Annotated in this window: 18 protein-coding genes; 13 read left to right on the forward strand and 5 right to left on the reverse strand. The window is 69.7% G+C overall.

The annotated features are described in order from the left end of the window. The 6 genes from V7702_RS08770 to V7702_RS08795 form a co-directional block, all read left to right on the forward strand. A partial coding sequence (locus V7702_RS08770) for a TrmH family RNA methyltransferase (protein ID WP_335649737.1) occupies window positions 1-201 on the forward strand: 201 nt, incomplete at its 5' end. 115 nt (window positions 202-316) lie between these two features. Further along, the gene (locus V7702_RS08775; protein WP_335649738.1) at window positions 317-1489 is read left to right on the forward strand and encodes a hypothetical protein; all 1173 of its coding nucleotides are present in this window, start codon (window positions 317-319) and stop codon (window positions 1487-1489) included. A gap of 188 nt (window positions 1490-1677) precedes the next feature. Then, window positions 1678-2406 carry a YjbE family putative metal transport protein gene (locus V7702_RS08780; RefSeq protein ID WP_335649739.1) on the forward strand — a complete coding sequence of 243 codons (729 nt, stop codon included), beginning with the start codon at window positions 1678-1680 and terminating at the stop codon, window positions 2404-2406. Between the two features lie 54 nt (window positions 2407-2460). Next, window positions 2461-3510 carry a DUF2157 domain-containing protein gene (locus V7702_RS08785; RefSeq protein WP_335649740.1) on the forward strand — a complete coding sequence of 350 codons (1050 nt, stop codon included), beginning with the start codon at window positions 2461-2463 and terminating at the stop codon, window positions 3508-3510. After that, complete coding sequence (locus V7702_RS08790; RefSeq protein WP_335649741.1) at window positions 3507-4154, forward strand: GDYXXLXY domain-containing protein; 648 nt, start codon at window positions 3507-3509, stop codon at window positions 4152-4154. Before V7702_RS08785 ends, V7702_RS08790 begins: the two co-directional genes overlap by 4 nt. A gap of 4 nt (window positions 4155-4158) precedes the next feature. Then, window positions 4159-5382, forward strand: a complete 1224-nt coding sequence (locus V7702_RS08795; protein WP_335649742.1) for a TIGR03862 family flavoprotein — start codon at window positions 4159-4161, stop codon at window positions 5380-5382. Here the strand turns inward: V7702_RS08795 and metG are convergent. Both metG and V7702_RS16880 read right to left on the reverse strand, forming a co-directional pair. Then, entirely contained in the window at window positions 5379-7238 is a 1860-nt protein-coding gene (gene metG, locus V7702_RS08800; protein WP_335649743.1) for a methionine--tRNA ligase, read from the reverse strand. The genes V7702_RS08795 and metG overlap by 4 nt on opposite strands. Window positions 7239-7378: 140 nt before the next feature. Beyond that, window positions 7379-7474 (reverse strand): hypothetical protein, encoded by a 96-nt coding sequence (locus V7702_RS16880; RefSeq protein ID WP_442958406.1) that lies wholly within the window; start codon window positions 7472-7474, stop codon window positions 7379-7381. Window positions 7475-7747: 273 nt separating this feature from the next. Here V7702_RS16880 and V7702_RS08805 point away from each other — a divergent pair, with 273 nt between their 5' ends. Genes V7702_RS08805 through V7702_RS08830 form a run of 6 tightly spaced genes read left to right on the forward strand, consistent with a single transcriptional unit; the run spans window position 7748 to window position 12199 of the window. Next, window positions 7748-8860: a polyamine ABC transporter substrate-binding protein gene (locus V7702_RS08805; protein WP_335649744.1), complete on the forward strand. Its 1113-nt coding sequence runs from the start codon at window positions 7748-7750 to the stop codon at window positions 8858-8860. A gap of 34 nt (window positions 8861-8894) precedes the next feature. Next, on the forward strand, window positions 8895-10052 hold the full coding sequence (locus V7702_RS08810) for an ABC transporter ATP-binding protein (protein ID WP_335649745.1): 1158 nt from the start codon (window positions 8895-8897) through the stop codon (window positions 10050-10052). Then, window positions 10049-10999: an ABC transporter permease subunit gene (locus tag V7702_RS08815; RefSeq protein WP_335649746.1), complete on the forward strand. Its 951-nt coding sequence runs from the start codon at window positions 10049-10051 to the stop codon at window positions 10997-10999. Before V7702_RS08810 ends, V7702_RS08815 begins: the two co-directional genes overlap by 4 nt. After that, on the forward strand, window positions 10999-11790 hold the full coding sequence (locus V7702_RS08820; protein WP_335649747.1) for an ABC transporter permease: 792 nt from the start codon (window positions 10999-11001) through the stop codon (window positions 11788-11790). Before V7702_RS08815 ends, V7702_RS08820 begins: the two co-directional genes overlap by 1 nt. A gap of 56 nt (window positions 11791-11846) precedes the next feature. Next, a complete protein-coding gene (locus V7702_RS08825) occupies window positions 11847-12023 on the forward strand; it encodes a hypothetical protein (RefSeq protein ID WP_335649748.1) in 177 nt (58 codons plus the stop codon). After that, window positions 12020-12199: a hypothetical protein gene (locus V7702_RS08830; RefSeq protein WP_335649749.1), complete on the forward strand. Its 180-nt coding sequence runs from the start codon at window positions 12020-12022 to the stop codon at window positions 12197-12199. The genes V7702_RS08825 and V7702_RS08830 overlap by 4 nt, the downstream gene beginning before the upstream one ends. A 13-nt stretch (window positions 12200-12212) precedes the next feature. Here V7702_RS08830 and V7702_RS08835 read toward each other — a convergent pair whose 3' ends face one another. Both V7702_RS08835 and V7702_RS08840 read right to left on the reverse strand, forming a co-directional pair. Further along, on the reverse strand, window positions 12213-13334 hold the full coding sequence (locus tag V7702_RS08835) for a glutathione S-transferase family protein (protein ID WP_335649750.1): 1122 nt from the start codon (window positions 13332-13334) through the stop codon (window positions 12213-12215). A gap of 56 nt (window positions 13335-13390) precedes the next feature. After that, the gene (locus V7702_RS08840; RefSeq protein WP_335649751.1) at window positions 13391-13924 is read right to left on the reverse strand and encodes an Lrp/AsnC family transcriptional regulator; all 534 of its coding nucleotides are present in this window, start codon (window positions 13922-13924) and stop codon (window positions 13391-13393) included. Window positions 13925-13984: 60 nt separating this feature from the next. On the opposite strand from V7702_RS08840, the gene V7702_RS08845 reads away from it, so the two are divergent. Further along, on the forward strand, window positions 13985-14533 hold the full coding sequence (locus V7702_RS08845) for an RBBP9/YdeN family alpha/beta hydrolase (RefSeq protein WP_335649752.1): 549 nt from the start codon (window positions 13985-13987) through the stop codon (window positions 14531-14533). A gap of 110 nt (window positions 14534-14643) precedes the next feature. Here V7702_RS08845 and V7702_RS08850 read toward each other — a convergent pair whose 3' ends face one another. Continuing rightward, window positions 14644-16053, reverse strand: coding sequence for an amidase (locus V7702_RS08850; RefSeq protein WP_335649753.1), 1410 nt, complete (start codon window positions 16051-16053; stop codon window positions 14644-14646). Between the last annotated feature and the right edge of the window lie 128 nt (window positions 16054-16181).

Below are 16181 nucleotides of genomic sequence, written 5' to 3' on the forward strand. Positions count from 1 at the left end.
GCCACCGTTAATCTCGACCAGGCCATGGACGGCGCGCCCAGCGTGCTGGTCATGGGATCGGAGGGCGCGGGCCTGCGGCGGCTGGTGGCCGAGCATTGTGACGTGCTGGCCAAGATCCCCATGCCCGGCGGATTCGAAAGCCTGAACGTCTCGGCCGCCGCCGCCATCGCCCTCTATGAGGCCTCCCGGCCTCGCCCCTGAGGCGAAGCTTGTTCCCTCAGGCCGATTCCCGGCTTTGATTTCACTGTTACGTCGTGGTTTGGTTGTTAACCATCGAAGCGGCATTCGACATCAGACACGGGAAGGGGGACGTCCCATGGCGATCAGGACCTTCAGGCAGACGCTTGGCAAGCAGGGCCTCGGGCTCGTAGCGACGGCGGGACTGCTCGCCGTCGCCGGTTGCAGCGCCCCCTCCGGCCCCTCCGCCCAGAACAACGACTATTATGCTGAAGCTCCGCCGCCCCCGCCGCCGCTGATGGGCGCAGCGCCCGGCTCGGCGGACGATGGAACCGGCCTGATGGGCGGCCCGCCGCCGGCGCCAGGCGACGTCGCCCAGTCCCCGCTCGGGTCGGCGCAGGCTCGCAATGACGCCGTGGTGCGCTTCCGCCGCGCCGACGGCATGCTCGTCACCACCATGCGGCCTGTGGCCAATCCCGAGGACATGGACCCGGCCGAACGCCAGCGCGTCTATGGCGCCGCCAGCGCCGCCCGCGCTCAGGCTCAGGCTCAGGCCCGCACCCGGCCCTATAGCGCCGACGCCCGGGTCGCCCCTGTCCCTCGCGCGGCCCCAAGCCCCACGATCGCGCCGGCTACCCCCCAGGTCGCCCAGCGTGTGACGCCGACTCCCGCGCCTGCCTCCCCCGGCCCTATCGCCAAGGCCCCCCAACCCAAGCTCGCGCCGACTCCCGCTGCGCCTACCGCAAGCGCCCAGGCGCCGAGCGCGCCGGCCGACATCGAAGCCCCCGAAAAGAAGAGCGGAGGATTTTTCAGCTTCCTCGAGCGGTTCAAGTTCTGGGACCGCGAGATTACGCCGCCCGACGCCGGCGAGGCCGCCGAGCAGGCGGGTGAGGCCGCGCAGGAGGCTGGCGAACTGGCCGAACAGGCCGTCGAGGCGGCCCGCACGGCGGCCGATGACGCCGGAGCCGCCGCCGAACAGGACGGCCTTTCCACGCGCAATATCCTGCTGGCCCTGGCTGTTCTGGCTGCGGTTCTGATCCTGGCCGCCATCTCCCGCAACGCCACCTCGCGCAAGCAGGCCCAGCGTCGGCGGCGCTTCCAGACCTATGGCTATGGAACGAACGAAAGCCACAACGATCACGACGATGATCGCGGACCGGGTCTGGCCGCCCCCCTCGCCGCGGCCGCGGCCGGGGCTGTGGCGGCCACCGCCTACGCCCATCATCGCGAAAAGGCGGAGGATGAGGCCGAAGCCAAGGCTGAGTCCGAGGCTGAAGCCGAGACGCCTGAACGAGAGCCAGAACCCGCCTAGCGGACGCCGCGACCAGACGGAATCGTCTGGTCGTCGGCAGCGCCTAGCCCTGAGGCTTGGGCGCGTTTCGCACACAGACCCGGATTCCGCCTTTAGGGAATGCGCTCTCCGGAATCCCATAAAGATTCTATAGCAGACCGTAAGAATAGGCGTTGCGACGGCCCTGGGCCTGTCGCATTGAGGCGACCATGTTTGAGTCATTGCTCGCCGAATACGGCCCCGCCCTAACCGCCCTTTTCCAGGTCCTTTTGATCGACCTCGTCCTGGCCGGCGACAACGCCGTCGCCGTGGGCCTGGCCGCCGGCGCCCTGCCCGCGGCCCAGCGCAAGAAGGCCATCCTCTATGGCCTGATCGCGGCGGTGATCATGCGGATCGGCTTTGCGCTGATCACCACGCAACTGCTCGGCATCATCGGTCTGCTGTTCGCCGGCGGGCTGCTGCTGCTGTGGGTCTGCTGGAAGATGTGGAAGGAACTGCGCGAGCAGGCCGTCCATGACGAGGCCGACGCCGAAGCCGTGCTCGACGGCGATCCGGCCACCGAGCCGACCGCCCGCCCCGTCAAGAGCTTCCGCGCCGCCTTCGTCCAGATCCTGATCGCCGACCTGTCCATGTCGCTGGACAATGTGCTGGCCGTGGCCGGCGCCGCCCGCGAGCATCCTGGCATCCTGGTCTTCGGCCTGATCCTCTCCATCGCTCTCATGGGCGTGGCCGCCAGCTACATCGCCAGCCTGCTGCACAAGTACCGGTGGATCGGCTATATCGGCTTGGCCGTGGTGCTCTATGTCGCCCTGTCCATGGTCTGGGAAGGCCACCGCAACGCCGTGGTCAAGCTCGACAATGTGGACTCCTACAACGCCGTGATGCCGGGCTTCCTGGACATCTCGCCTGAGGAGGCGGCAGAACACCGCCTCCACTAGTCGGGTAGCCTGGGCGTTCGCGCCTGGGCCCCTTCCCTTTGGTCGGAGCGCGACATGGCGGGCTACAAGGCGCGACTGAGCGAAGACCTCGACCGCTGGGTCGACCAGGGTCTGGTCGCCCCGGAATCCCGCCAACCCATCCTGGACAGCGTGGCCGAGGCCCGCCGCCTCGACGCCGGGATCGCCCTGGCGGTCATGGGCGCCATCCTGGCCGGCCTCGCCGCCATCGCCTTCGTCGCCGCCAACTGGGACGCCATTCCCCGTCTGGCCCGCTTCGCCCTGATCCTCAGCATCTTCGCCGTCACCTGTGCGGGCGCCGCCTGGGCCGCTCTGCGCGGACGTCCCCTGGTGCGGGACGTGCTGTTGGGGGTCGCCGCCCTGATCTATGCCGGGGCCATCGGCCTGACCGGGCAGATCTTCGACCTGGCCGGCGATCCGCAGGCCGCCCTGCGTGGCGCGGGCCTGGCGGCGGCCCTGCTGGCCCTGGCCGGACGCGCCAATGCGGCGGCCATCGTCTCGGTGGCCTTGATCGCCCTGGGCGACTTCGCCGGCCCTGAGGGGCTGTTCGGATTGCAGCTCCGCTGGCTGGCCATTGCAGCCCCGGCCGGCGTGCTGCTGGCCCTGGCCTGGCGCAGCCGCAGCCTGGGCCATCTGGCGGGGCCCGCCATGGTGGTCGGCTGGCTGTTCGCCGCACCCGATATGAAGCCCGCGGCCTATCTCGCCCTGGCCGCCGCCTTCGCCATCGCGGCAGGCGCCGGCCGCTGGGCCAGCGAACGCGACCTGCGCGCCGCCGGCGTCACCTATGCCTGGATGGTGGCCGGCGCCCTGCTCGCCTTCGCCGTCGCAGGTTTCGCCGACGAGACTCTGGGCCTGATCCATCGCCTGGCCTGGCTGATCCTGTCGGGCGCCGTGATCGCCCTGGGTCTGCATGACCGGATCGGCGCCGTCACGGCCGCAGGCGTGCTGGCCGCCCTCGGCGCGGTCAGCGCCATCCTGATGGACCTGGGTCTCGGCCTCATGACCGCAGCCGGCGTCTTCGCCGGTTGCGCCGTCCTGGCGCTGGTGGCCGGGGCCCTGCTTCGTCGCGGGAGGGCCAAGGCATGAACCGATTTTCGAGCCCCAGGGCGCTGGTCCTGCGGATCGGCCTGGTCGCCACCCTCCTGATCCTGGCCCTGGTCGGCCTGCTGGTGCGCGAAGATCGCGCCAGAGCCGGCGGCCAGGAGGTGCGGCTGGCCATGGAGGCGGTCGATCCGCGCAGCCTGCTCAGCGGGCACTATGCGGCCCTGCAGCTGACCGAGGCCCTGCCGCCTGGCCAGGACTGCCCACCGGATCTCGAAGCCCACTACGGCGGCGACGAGAGTTGGGTGGCCCTGTCACCCACCCCGGAGGGAAATCACCGCGTCACCGGCGCCGGCGCCAGCCGTCAGGCCGCCCTGCGCCACGGGCCGCTGGCCGTACGCGGCGACGCCTCTTGTCGCCAGGCCTTCGCCGCCCCGCCGCGGGTCCCGAAGGATGGCGCGGTCCCGGAAGACGACCGCGTGCGCGAGACCTTCGTCACCCTGGATGTCGGCGTCGACCGCTTCTATGCCGACCAGGACGAGGCGGTGGCGCTGGAGGAGTCCCTGCGCGAGGCCGGCCAGCCGGGCGGCCCCGCCGCCTTCGCCATCGTCTCCATCGGCCAGGATGGCCGCGCCCGGCTCAAGGGCGTCGAGGTCGATGGGACCCGCGCAGACCTGAACTGGTTCTAAGTCCATGAATTCGCCCAAGCCCAACGTCGCCGTCATCGGCGGCGGGCCAGCCGGTCTCATGACCGCCGAAACCCTGGTCGCCCAGGGCCTGTCGGTGGACGTCTATGAGCGCATGCCGAGCCTGGGGCGGCGCTTCCTGATGGCCGGCCGCGGCGGCTTGAACCTCACCCATTCCGAACCCCTGGAAGACCTCGTCGCCCGCTACGGCGAGGCCAGCGACCGGCTCGGCGACGCCGTGGCGGCCTTTGATCCGCAGGCTCTGCGCGCCTGGGCCGAGGGGCTGGGCCAGGAGACCTTCGCCGGCTCCAGCGGGCGGGTCTTCCCCCGCGCCCTGAAAGCCTCACCGCTGCTGCGGGCCTGGCTCGGCCGGCTGGACGCAGCGGGCGTGCGCTTTCACCTGCGCCACGACTGGTCCGGCTGGGGCGAAGACGGCGTCCTGAGGTTCGCCACGCCTGTGGGCGAGGTGGAGGCCCGGCCCGCCGCCACGGTGCTGGCCCTGGGCGGGGCGAGCTGGCCGAGGCTCGGCGCCAATGGCGCCTGGGCGGACACCTTGAGGCACGTCGGCGCGCCCATCGCCCCCTTCGCCCCGGCCAATATGGGCGTGCGGGCCCCTTGGAGCCCCGATTTCGCCCAGCGATTCGCCGGCGCGCCGCTCAAGGCTGTCGCGCTCACCTTTGGCGAGCATACCGTCCGGGGTGAGGCGATGGTGGCCGCCTATGGGCTGGAGGGCGGCGGGATCTACGCCCTGTCCAGCGAGATCCGCCGCGCCCTGGCGAACGGCGGCCAGGGACAGCTCCTCTTCGACCTGCGGCCGGACATGCGCCGGGGCGACCTGGCCTCGCGCCTGATCGGCGGCCGGGCCGGCGACAGCCTGTCCAACCGCCTGCGCAAGATGCTGAAGCTCTCCCCCGTCGAGATCGGCCTTCTGCGGGAAGCCTTCGGCGCCGACCTGCCCCGCAGCCCGGTGGGCCTGGCTGCGGCGATCAAGGCCGTCCCCGTCCCGCTCACCGCCGTGGCGGGGTTGGACCGGGCCATCTCCAGCGCCGGCGGGCTGAGGTTCGAGGGCCTGGACGATCGCCTGATGGTCAGGGCGCGCCCGGGCGTCTTCGCCGCCGGCGAGATGCTGGACTGGGAGGCGCCCACCGGCGGCTACCTGCTGCAGGCAAGCTTCGCCACCGGCCGCGCCGCAGCCCTAGGCCTGTGCGACTGGCTTGCCGAACAGGCCTAGGCCGGCTCGACCTCGCCGCCGAACCGCTCGCGCCACTCGGCCACCTGGACGTCCTCGATCTTGCGGAACAGGACGTCAGGCGCGGCGACCTTCGTCCCCGGCTGCAACACGTTCAGCAGGGCCGCGCCGTCGCCTTGCGGCCAGCGGCCCGGGAAGGATTCGCCCACCCCGCCGGCGATCTTCTCGGCGGCGAAAGGGATGAAGGGCTCGGACACCTTGGCGAACAGGGCCACCAGGTTCAGCCCGGTGCGGACGGCGACGGCGGCGCGGTCCCGATCGGTCTTGATGGCGGTCCAGGGCGCGGCCTCGGTCAGGTACTGGTTGCCCAGCACCCAGAGCTGGCGCAGCGCCTGAGCCGACTTGCGCATCTCCATGGTTTCCATCAGCTCGGTCAACTCGGCGAGCTTGGCGGAGACGTCGGCGGCCAGCTTGATCTCGAGCTCGCCGGGCTCACCGCCCTCAGGTACGACGCCCTCGAAGCGGGTCTCGGTGAACTTCAGGATGCGGTTGACGAAATTGCCCAGCACATCGGCCAGGTCGGCGTTCACCTGGGTCTGGAACTGCTCCCAGGTGAAGGTGGCGTCAGACCCTTCGGGCGCATTGGCCACCACCCACCAGCGCCAGTAGTCGGCAGGCAACAGTTCGAGCGCCTGGTCCATGAACACGCCGCGCTTCTGCGAGGTGGAGAACTTGCCGCCGTAATAGTCCAGCCAGTTGAAGCCCTTGAGTCGGTCGACCAACTTCCACGTAGGAGCATGACCGCCGCTGTCCGACTCGACGTGATCGTTCACCCCCATGATCGTGGTAGGGAAACCGACGGTGTGGAAGGGCACGTTGTCCTTGCCCATGAACTGCACGTAGGTGACGTCCGCCGCGGCGGGGAGCTGCCACCACCGCTGCCACTGGTTGGTCTGCGTATTCAGCGCGCCGATGAAATCCCCGTAGCGCATGTCTCCGGGTGTCGAGAGGTCGACAAAGGTCCCGTCTTCCCTCGCCCGCGCGTCCGCCCATTCCCAGGTGGCGCCGATATATTCGATGGGGGCGTCGAACCAGACGTAGAAGACCTTGCCCGCCAGGCCGTCCACGTCCGGCGTAGCGCCATCCGGATTGGGGCCCCAGTCGGCGGCGTTGACCGGCACGCCCCATTCGAGATCGCGGGTGATGCCGCGGTCCTGCAGGCCTTCATCCAGCCATTTCAGGGCGATGGAGGTGACCAGCAGCGGCCAGTCGCCCTTCTTGCCGTCGATCCAGGTGCGCAGCTTGTCGGAGAACAGGCTCTGGCGAAGGAAGAGGTGCTTGGAGGGCCGGATCTCGATGTCGTCCGAGCCCGAGACCGCCGAGCGCGGCGCGATCAGGTCGGCGGGGTCGAGCACGCGGGTGCAGTTCTCGCACTGGTCGCCGCGGGCGGCCGGATAGGCGCAGTGGGGACAGGTGCCGATCACATAGCGGTCGGGCAGGAAGCGCTTGTCGGCGTTGGAATAGACCTGCTGGGTGACCTTCTCCTCGATGAGGCCGGCCTCCCACAGGGTCTGGGCGAAGCGCTGGGTCAGCCGGTGGTTCTGCGACGAGGACGAACGGCCGAAATGATCCCAGGAGAGGCCGAACCTTGCACCGAGTTCAGCCTGCACCTCATGCTGCTGGGCGCAGAAGGTCGCCGGGTCAACGCCCGCCTCGGCCGCCGCCAGCTCGGTGGGCGTGCCGTGTTCGTCGGTGGCGCAGATATAGAGGGTCTCGCGGCCCCGGGACCGCTGGAACCGCGCATAGACGTCGGCCGGCAACATGGAGCCCGCGAGCGTCCCCAGGTGCTTGATCCCGTTGATGTAGGGCAAGGCCGAGGTGATGAGGATGCGGGACATGAGGTCTGCCGGCTCGTTTGTGAGAGGTCGTGAGGGCGGGCTTATATGGCGCCGCGTCCGGCTTGCCAAAAGCCGAGACCATGGCGAGGCGTCTCAGACCCGGATCGGTCCCTTGAAGATGTACAACGCCGCCGCCGCGATCAGGCAAAACAGATGGCGTGGCTCCAGGTGGATCTCTCGCCCAGATGCAACACGGAAAAGGCCGCGAAGGTGGTGGGCGTGATCACCTCCTGCATGATCTTCAGCGCGGCCGGGCACAGAAGCCGCGCCCGATGCGGTCTCCCGGCACGGCCAAGCCGTACTCAAAAGGTGGCCGTGCCAGGTCGACGTCACGAATATGTTGGAAAACGCCAGCAGAACGATGGGCCGGCGAGCGAAGTCAGGGGCGTCGGGCCGGGCGCCAGGATCGATGGCATCGGGACGCTCCGGAACGGACGGCGCCGAATGGGCTCTTAACCGCAGCGCCATCGGCCTTATAAGCTGAGGTTGGGCTGATCAGGGAGATCGAGATGCGGGCTTGGGGTGTGAAGACGGGACTGGCCGCGGCCAGCATGGCGGCCTTGCTGGGCCTTGGCGGCTGTGGCCAGGGCGAAAGCGCCAATGAGACCGTGCGGATTTATAACTGGTCCGACTATATCGACCCCCAGCTGCTGGAGGCCTTCACCAGCGATACGGGCCTCAAGGTCGTCTACGACACCTTCGATTCCAACGAGGTGCTGGAGACCAAGATGCTCCAGGGCGGTACCGGCTATGACGTGGTCACGCCGTCGAACCACAACATCCCGCGCTATATCGAGGCCGGCGCCCTCGCCGAGCTCGACAAGTCCAAGCTGGCCAACATCGGCAATCTGTCGCCCAAGATCATGGCCTATATGGAGCCGTTCGATCCGGGCGGCCGCTACACCGTGCCCTATATGTGGGGCACGATCGGCATCGGCTTCAATCCGCAGATGGTGGCTGAGCGCCTGCCCGGCGTGACCATCGATTCCTGGGACGTGCTGTTCAAGCCCGAGAACATGGCCAAGCTGGCCGACTGCGGGGTCCACTTCCTGGACGCTTCGGAAGACATGTACGCCGTGGCCCTGAACTATCTGGGCAAGGATCCCAACTCGACCTCCGTGGCCGACTATGAGGCCGCCACCGAGATGCTGCTGGCCGTGCGCCCGCATGTGCGCAAGTTTCACTCCTCGGAATACGTCAATGGCCTGGCCAACGGGGATATCTGCGTGGCCATCGGCTATTCCGGCGACATCTTCCAGGCGGCTGACCGGGCCGAGGAAGCCGGCGCCGGCGTCGAGGTGGACTATGTGATCCCCAGTGAGGGCAGCCAGGTGTGGTTCGACGTCTTCGCCATTCCGGTGGACGCCCCCAATCCGGACGCGGCCTACGCCTTCCTGGACTTCATGCTGCGTCCCGACGTGATCGCCACGGCGTCCAACTACACCGCCTACGCCAACGCCAATGAGCCGGCCACCGCCCTGGTGGACCCCGAGGTGCGGGACGATCCGCGCATCTATCCCAGCGACGAGGTGATGGGCCGCCTGTTCGTCACCACCGCCAAGGATCAGGCGCTGGTTCGCGAGGTGAACCGGCTCTGGACCCGGGTCCAGACGGGCCAGTGACGGGTTCTGCGCCGAGCAGGGAGCTCGACCTTTCGTGAACGCCAAGCCGCGTTTGAACATCGGCGCGGTGCGGTCGAGCTTCGCCCCCTGGGCGGACCCCTTGGCCAAGCCGCTGGTGCGCTTTGACCAGGTGACCAAGCGGTTCGGCGGCGAAACCGCCGTCGATGCGGTGTCCCTGGATATCTATGAGGGGGAGTTCTTCGCCCTGCTGGGGCCGTCCGGCTGCGGCAAGACCACCCTGATGCGGATGCTGGCCGGCTTCGAGACCCCCGACGCCGGACGCATCACCCTGGCCGGGCAGGATCTGGCGGGCCAGCCGCCGCACCTGCGGCCCGTCAACATGATGTTCCAGTCCTACGCCCTGTTCCCGCACCTGAGCGTGGCCCAGAACATCGCCTTTGGCCTGCGCCAGCAGAAGAGGCCCAAGGACGAGGTCGCCGCCCGGGTGGATGAGATGCTGGCCCTGGTGCGCCTGGAGGGCCTGGCCCACCGCAAGCCCCACCAGCTGTCCGGCGGCCAGAGGCAGCGGGTGGCCCTGGCCCGCGCCATCGCGCCCAAACCCAAGATGCTGCTGCTGGACGAGCCCCTGGGCGCCCTGGACCGCAAGCTGCGCGAGGAGACCCAGTTCGAGCTGATGGCCCTGCAGCAGCGGCTGGGCATGACCTTCCTGATCGTCACCCACGACCAGGAGGAGGCGATGATCACCGCCGACCGCATCGCCGTGATGCGGGCCGGCCAACTGGCCCAGATCGGCCGGCCGGCCGAGGTCTATGAGGCGCCCAATTCCCGCTATGTCGCCGACTTCATCGGCGATGTGAACCTGTTCGAGGCCCGGGTTACCGAGGACGACGGCGACATCATCCGCCTGGCCAGCCCCGAGGCGCCGGACGGCCTGGAGGCCATCGAGGACGACGAGGTCCTGGTGGGCTCCACCGCCTGGCTGGCGGTGCGGCCGGAGAAGATGCGCGTCCACCTGGACCCGCCGCCGCCCGGCCCCAACCGCCTGGAGGGCCAGGTGGCCGACATCGGCTATCTGGGGGACTGGACGACCTATCTGGTGGAGCTGCCTGGCGGACGGACCATCCGAGCCGCAAGGGCCAACGCTTCCCGGGTGGTGGACCGCCCGGTCGACTGGGACGACAAGGTCTGGCTGACCTTTGCGCCGGATTCGGCCGTGGTCCTGACCCGATGAGCGTCACGGGCGCCCCGCGCCCGCGCCGCCCCTGGAGACGGCTGGGACGTCCCCGGGGGAGGCCGAGCTGGGAGGCCCGCGCGGCCTTCCTGCCCTATCTGTGGCTGGGCCTGTTCTTCCTTGCGCCGTTCCTGCTGGTGGCCAAGCTCTCTCTGTCGGACGTGGTCCTCGCCATCCCGCCCTATGCGCCCAAGCTCGACTGGGGCGCAGGCCTAGGCGGCGTCGTGGCCTTCGTGCGCGCCTTGGACTTGGAGGCCTATGCCCGCATGGGCCAGGACGGCCTCTATCTGGCGGCCTATCTTTCGAGCCTGAAGTTCGCCGCCGTGGCGACGGCGATCCTGCTGCTGACCGGCTATCCGCTGGCCTATGGCATGGCTCGGTGCCGGCCCAGCGTGCGCCAGGCGCTCTTGATGGCGGTGATCCTGCCCTTCTGGACGAGCTTCCTGATCCGGGTCTACGCCTGGATCGCCATCCTCAAGCCGGCCGGCCTGTTGAACATGGCCCTGGCCCAGGTGGGTCTGCCGCCCGTGGACATCCTGAACACCGACACGGCGGTCTATATCGGGCTAGTCTATGCCTATCTGCCCTTCATGGTCCTGCCGCTCTATGCGGTGCTGGAGCGGCAGGATGACAGCCTGCTGGAGGCCGCCGCCGACCTGGGCTGCACGCCATTCCAGGCCTTCTGGCGGGTGACCTTCCCCCTGTCGCTGCCCGGGGTGGCGGCTGGCGCCCTGCTCTGCTTCATCCCGATGGTCGGCGAGTTCGTGATCCCGGACCTGCTGGGGGGCTCTGGCACCCTGATGCTGGGCAAGACCATCTGGACGGAGTTCTTCTCCAACCGCGACTGGCCGGCCGCCAGCGCCGTAGCCATCGTGCTGCTGGCCACCCTGGTGATCCCCATCGTGCTCTTCCAGCGCCAGCAGACCAAGATGATGGAGCAGCGCTGATGCGGCGGGGACCCAGCGCCTTCAACATCGCCGCCGTCACGCTGGGCATGGGCTTCCTGTACCTGCCCATCCTCCTGCTGGTGATCTATTCGTTCAACGCCAGCCGGCTGGTGACCGTCTGGGGCGGCTTCTCCACCCGCTGGTACACGAGCCTCTTCCAGAACGAACAGCTCCTGGCCGCGGCCTGGGTCACCCTCCGGGTGGCCTTCGTGTCCGCCACCCTGGCCACCATCCTGGGCGCCCTGGCGGCGCTCGGCCTCGTGCGGGCTGGCCGGTTCCGCGGCCGCACCCTGTTTTCCAGCATGACCTATGCGCCCCTGGTCATGCCCGAGGTGATCCTGGGCCTCTCCCTGCTGCTGCTGTTCGTGTCGGTCGGCCTGCCCCGGGGTTTCTGGACGGTGACGATCGCCCACACGACGCTCACCCTCTGCTACGCCACGGTGGTGGTGCAGGCCCGCCTGGTCTCGTTCGACGAGGCCCTGGAGGAGGCCGCCCGCGACCTGGGCGCCCCGCCCTGGAAGGCCTTCGTCATGGTGACCCTGCCCAATATCGCGCCTGCCGTGGCGGCGGCCTGGATGCTGGCCTTCACCCTGTCCCTGGACGATCTGGTCATCGCCAGTTTCACCACAGGCCCCGGCGCCACCACCCTGCCCATCCGCATCTACAGCGCCGTGCGCCTGGGCGTCAGCCCGGAGATCAACGCCATCTCCACCCTGCTGATCGGCCTGGTGGCCACCGGCGTGATCGCGGTCTATCTGCTGAACATGCGCAGGCGGACGCCCGGCGCCTGATGTGTCATAGGTGGGCCGGCCCTGGAATCGGGGGGCCTTCACGCCGCGATGACCCCATGAAGCCGCCGCCCAAACGACTGTCCGATCTGAAGCCGCCGGCCCCGCCCATGGGGGTCTATGCGCCGCCCAAGCCGCGGGTGTCGCGCCAGAAACCCGGCAAGGTGCTCAGCGCCGCCGAGCGAGCCGCCTTCCTGGCCGCCCGCCCCGACCTCGACGCCGGATCCAAGAAATGAACGACACGCCTGCCGACGACGGTCCCGAGGACGAGACCCCGATCCAGCGCGCCCTGCGGTTGAAGAAGGCCGCCCTCGACGCCAAGCCAAAGCCGCCCCGGGGCGGGCGCTTCCAGCGCGAACAGGCCGCCGCCCACCAGTCCTCGTCCAAGTCCAAGCCGTGGATGGGCCGCTAGGATAGGTCGCGGGTCAGGGACGCGCCCAGACCTCGATGTGATGGCGCCGGTCCACCTGCGCCTGCCGCGGCGTTCCGATCGCCGACAGCCCGTTCCGCGCCAGCAGGTCGTCGGCCCAGCGGCGATCCTGGGGCGACAGCGCGCCAAGCGCCGCCTCGGTCCGCTGCACCATGTAAAGCAGATAGGGCTGCACACCGACCTCGTCGGGAACCCCGCGATAGCGGCTGGCCGCCAGGCCAATGGTCCGCTGGTGCGGCTTGGCGCTGACCGGATCGCCGTCGGCCGGCGCCAGGCGCTGATAGTGATCTTCCAGGGCGGCGAGCTTGGCGCCGAGCTCCGCGCCCATTTCCGCCCCCATTTCGGCGACCAGGGCTTCCAGCGTGTCAGGCACCGCGTCGCCGAGGAGCCATCCGTCAGCCTCTCGCATGTCCGGAATGTCCAGGTCGGGCGCATGCAGGCGCTCGATCCAGCGGAAGACGGCCGGCGCCTGGCGCTTCATGATGTCGGCCGGAACCGGATCGCGGCCCAGATGGGCGAACAGCGGGCCGAACAGTCCGTAGTCCCCAATGCTCGGCCGGCCGCCCAACAGATAGGGATGGACCGACAGATGCGCTTCCAGCGCGGCCAGCAGATCGGCATAGCCCTGCTCGATCAGCGGGATGGTGTCAGGCCGCACGCCCAGGCCGGGCAGGTAGCTTTGCATCTTGCGCATCGCCCCGCGGCTGGGGTCGTCCTCGGCCCCCGAGACGCCGAAGGCGTGATCCAGGAAGGCGCTCTGGGCGTCGTAATAACTCCAGCGGTAATGCATGGCCGCGCGCAGCAGCCCTTGCGAGCCGAACAGCTGAAAGAGGTGGGCCAGGAACCGCTGGCGCGGGCTGTCGGGATAGGCGCTGAGCGCCGGACCCGCCCGTTCGAAATGGTCGATGATGTCGACGCTGTCCTGGATGATCTCGCCCTCGGCCGTCACCAGCACCGGGATGATCGAGCGGCCGATGGCCGGCATGACCTGCTGGCGAAACTCCGGCTCGCGCGGCGCACGTTCGACAAAGGCGACACCCGCCTTGCGCAAATAGGCCCGGGCGGGACCGGTGTAGAGCGAATGCGGCAGGCCGTAGAGGATGTGCGGACGAGTCATGGCGGCGAGCATAGGCGCCGCCCCAGCCCCCGCCATTAGAAAACGCCGCGCCGCCTTTAGCCTGTCCGAGCCGCCTTGCGCACGAGGGCGCGGCCGATGGCCTTGGGCGGCTCGCTGCGCAGCACGAGGGATGTGGTCACCGGGCCGAAGCGGGCGATGCCGTCCACCAGGGACTCAAGGTCGCCGGGCGTCGGCACGATCACCTTCAGCAGGAAGCAGTCCTCTCCCGTCAGCCTGTGCGCCTCGATCACCTCCGGCATGGCGGCGAAACGGTCGAGACAGGCGCGGATGTGCTCATGGGTGGTGCGCAGGCGGATGAGCGCCATCATCGGCAGGCCCAGGCGGGTGGGATCAATCCGCGCGCCATAGCCGGTGATCACCCCGCGCTCCTCCAGCCGCTTGACCCGCTCGGAAACTGAGGGCTGGGACATGCCGATCTGTCGGGCCAGTTCGGACAGGGGCTGGCGGCCGTTCTCCTGCAGCGCCTCCAGGATGGCGAGGTCGACCCCGTCGACCTCGCCCTTAAGGCTCCGCCCTGCGTTCGCCTTGAAATCATCGGAAACGGCCGCCCTTCGCCGATGATCATCCATGTTCAACCCTCCCTGTGATGCCGATCCTCTGCGCCTGGACTTTAGAACAGGGGCGAGCCGATGGCGCGGCTGATCATGCTGCCGGGACTGGGCGGGTCCGGGCGAAACCACTGGCACACCCGTTGGGAAGGCTTCGAGCCGAGCGCCATGCGTCTGGCGCCCGCCTCATGGACGGCGCCGGACCTTGCCGACTGGATCGCCGCCCTGGACCGCGCCGTCGGCGAGGCGGGCGAGCCGCCGGTGCTGGTGGCCCACAGCATGGCCTGCCTGCTGGTGGCGCACTGGGCGAAGGACCGGCCGGCGGCGGCCAGCGGCGCCGTGCTGGTCGCGCCCCCTGACGAGGCGAGCCCGCACTATCCCCCCGAGGCGGCGAGCTTCGCCCGGGCGCCGACAGGGCCCCTGCCCTTTCCCAGCCTCGTCGTGGCCAGCGCCGACGATCCCTATTGCCCCCTGCCGGTGGCGCGCCGCTTGGCGGTCCATTGGGGGGCCGGATTCGTCGATATGGGCGCTCTCGGACATCTCAACGCCGCCAGCGGCCTCGGCGACTGGCCCGAGGGCTGGCGGTTGCTGAGCGCCTTCCGCGCCGGGCTGGGGGCGCCCCCGCCGTAGGACGGGCCGGGCTCGGACCTGCGGTGAAGGCTCGGGCCTCGGCGGTCCACCGGGTGGGGGCGCGGGACAGGTCGGTGGCCTCGGCGAGGCGAATCCTCATGTCCATGTCCTCAAAGCGGCGCCACCCGGTCGAACCAGGGCCGGGCCTGTTCCAGCTGGCCGGCCAGGCGGAAGAGACGCGCCTCCTCCCCCATGGGGGCTACGAACTGCAGGCCGATGGGCAGGCCCTCTTCGCTCCAGGCCAGGGGCACGCTCATGGCCGGCTGTCCGGTATTGTTGAAGGCCTGGGTGTTGCTCATGAAGGAGAAGAGCCGCCGGGCATATTGGCTGAGATCCTCGGTCAGCCAGCCCACGGGCGGCGGCGGCCGACCGGTGGTGGACAAGAGCAGGATGTCATAGTCGGCGAACAGGCCGGCCACGGCCCGGCCGAAGGCGTGCACGGCGGCCACGGCCTGGACGTATTGCGGCGCCGACAGCTCGCGCCCACGGCGGTAGCTCATCCAGGTGGTGAACTCGATCTCGTCCTCGGCGATGGGCCGGCCACGCCGCTCGGCCTCGGCGTCCAGGGTGGCGGCGACGCTGGCGGCGATGATCACGCCCGCGGCCTGCGAGAGGGCCGCCAGATCGCCCGGCAGGCTCGCCTCCGTCACATGGTGGCCGAGGCTCTCGCAGAGGGCCGCGGCGTCGCGCACGGCGCCGACGCACTGGGGGTCCAGCTCCGGGCTGGCCAGGGAGGCGGTGGTGAAGGCGATGCGCAGCTTACCGGGATCGCGGCCGACCTCCTGGGCGAAGGGCCGCGCCGGCGGCGCCAGGAAATAGGGGTCGCCCACCTGCGGCTGGCAGACCACGTCCAGCAGGGCGGCGCTGTCGCGCACCGAGCGGGTGAGCGCATGCTGCATGGAGGCGCCGGCCCACCCCTCCCCCGCCGGGGCGAAGGACACCCGACCGCGCGAGGGTTTCAGACCAAATAGCCCGCAGGACGCCGCCGGAACACGAATTGATCCGCCCCCGTCGCTGGCGTGGGCGCCGGGCGTGATGCCGGCCGCCACCGCCGCCGAGGCTCCGCCGGACGAGCCGCCCGGCGTGTGGTCCAGGTTCCAGGGATTGCGGGTGGCGCCGAACAGGGCAGGCTCCGTCACCGGGGCCAGGCCGAACTCCGGCGTATTGGTCTTGCCGAAGATCACCAGGCCCGCCTGGCGATAGGCCGTGACGATGGCGCTGTCGGTCTCGGCGCGGACATCCCTGAAGGCGCGCGAGCCGCTGGTGGTGGCGGTTCCGCCCAGCTGGGCGCCCAGGTCCTTCAGCAGGAAGGGTACGCCGGCGAACGGACCCTGGGGCGCCCGCGCGATCTCGGCCCGGGCGAAGTCGGCCAGATCGTGGGTGATGGCGTTGATCCGCGGATTCACCGCAGCGGCGCGGTCCAGGGCCGTGTCGAGCAGCTCGGTGGCCGACACCTCCCGGCTGGCGACAAGCTGGGCCAGGGCGGTCATGTCGTGGCGGCGATAGTCCTCGAACTTCATGGCGCGTCTCCCGAGGGTTTCCTGTTTTGACCAGGGGAGCCGATCCCGCGCGGGAAAGCCAGGACGGTTGTCGAGGCTCCCACGCCGCGCCCTTTGCGAAAGCGCCGCATCGGCCGACTATCGCTGGA

Origin of the sequence: Phenylobacterium sp., from assembly GCF_036963605.1 — a bacterium.
Lineage (GTDB): Bacteria > Pseudomonadota > Alphaproteobacteria > Caulobacterales > Caulobacteraceae > Phenylobacterium.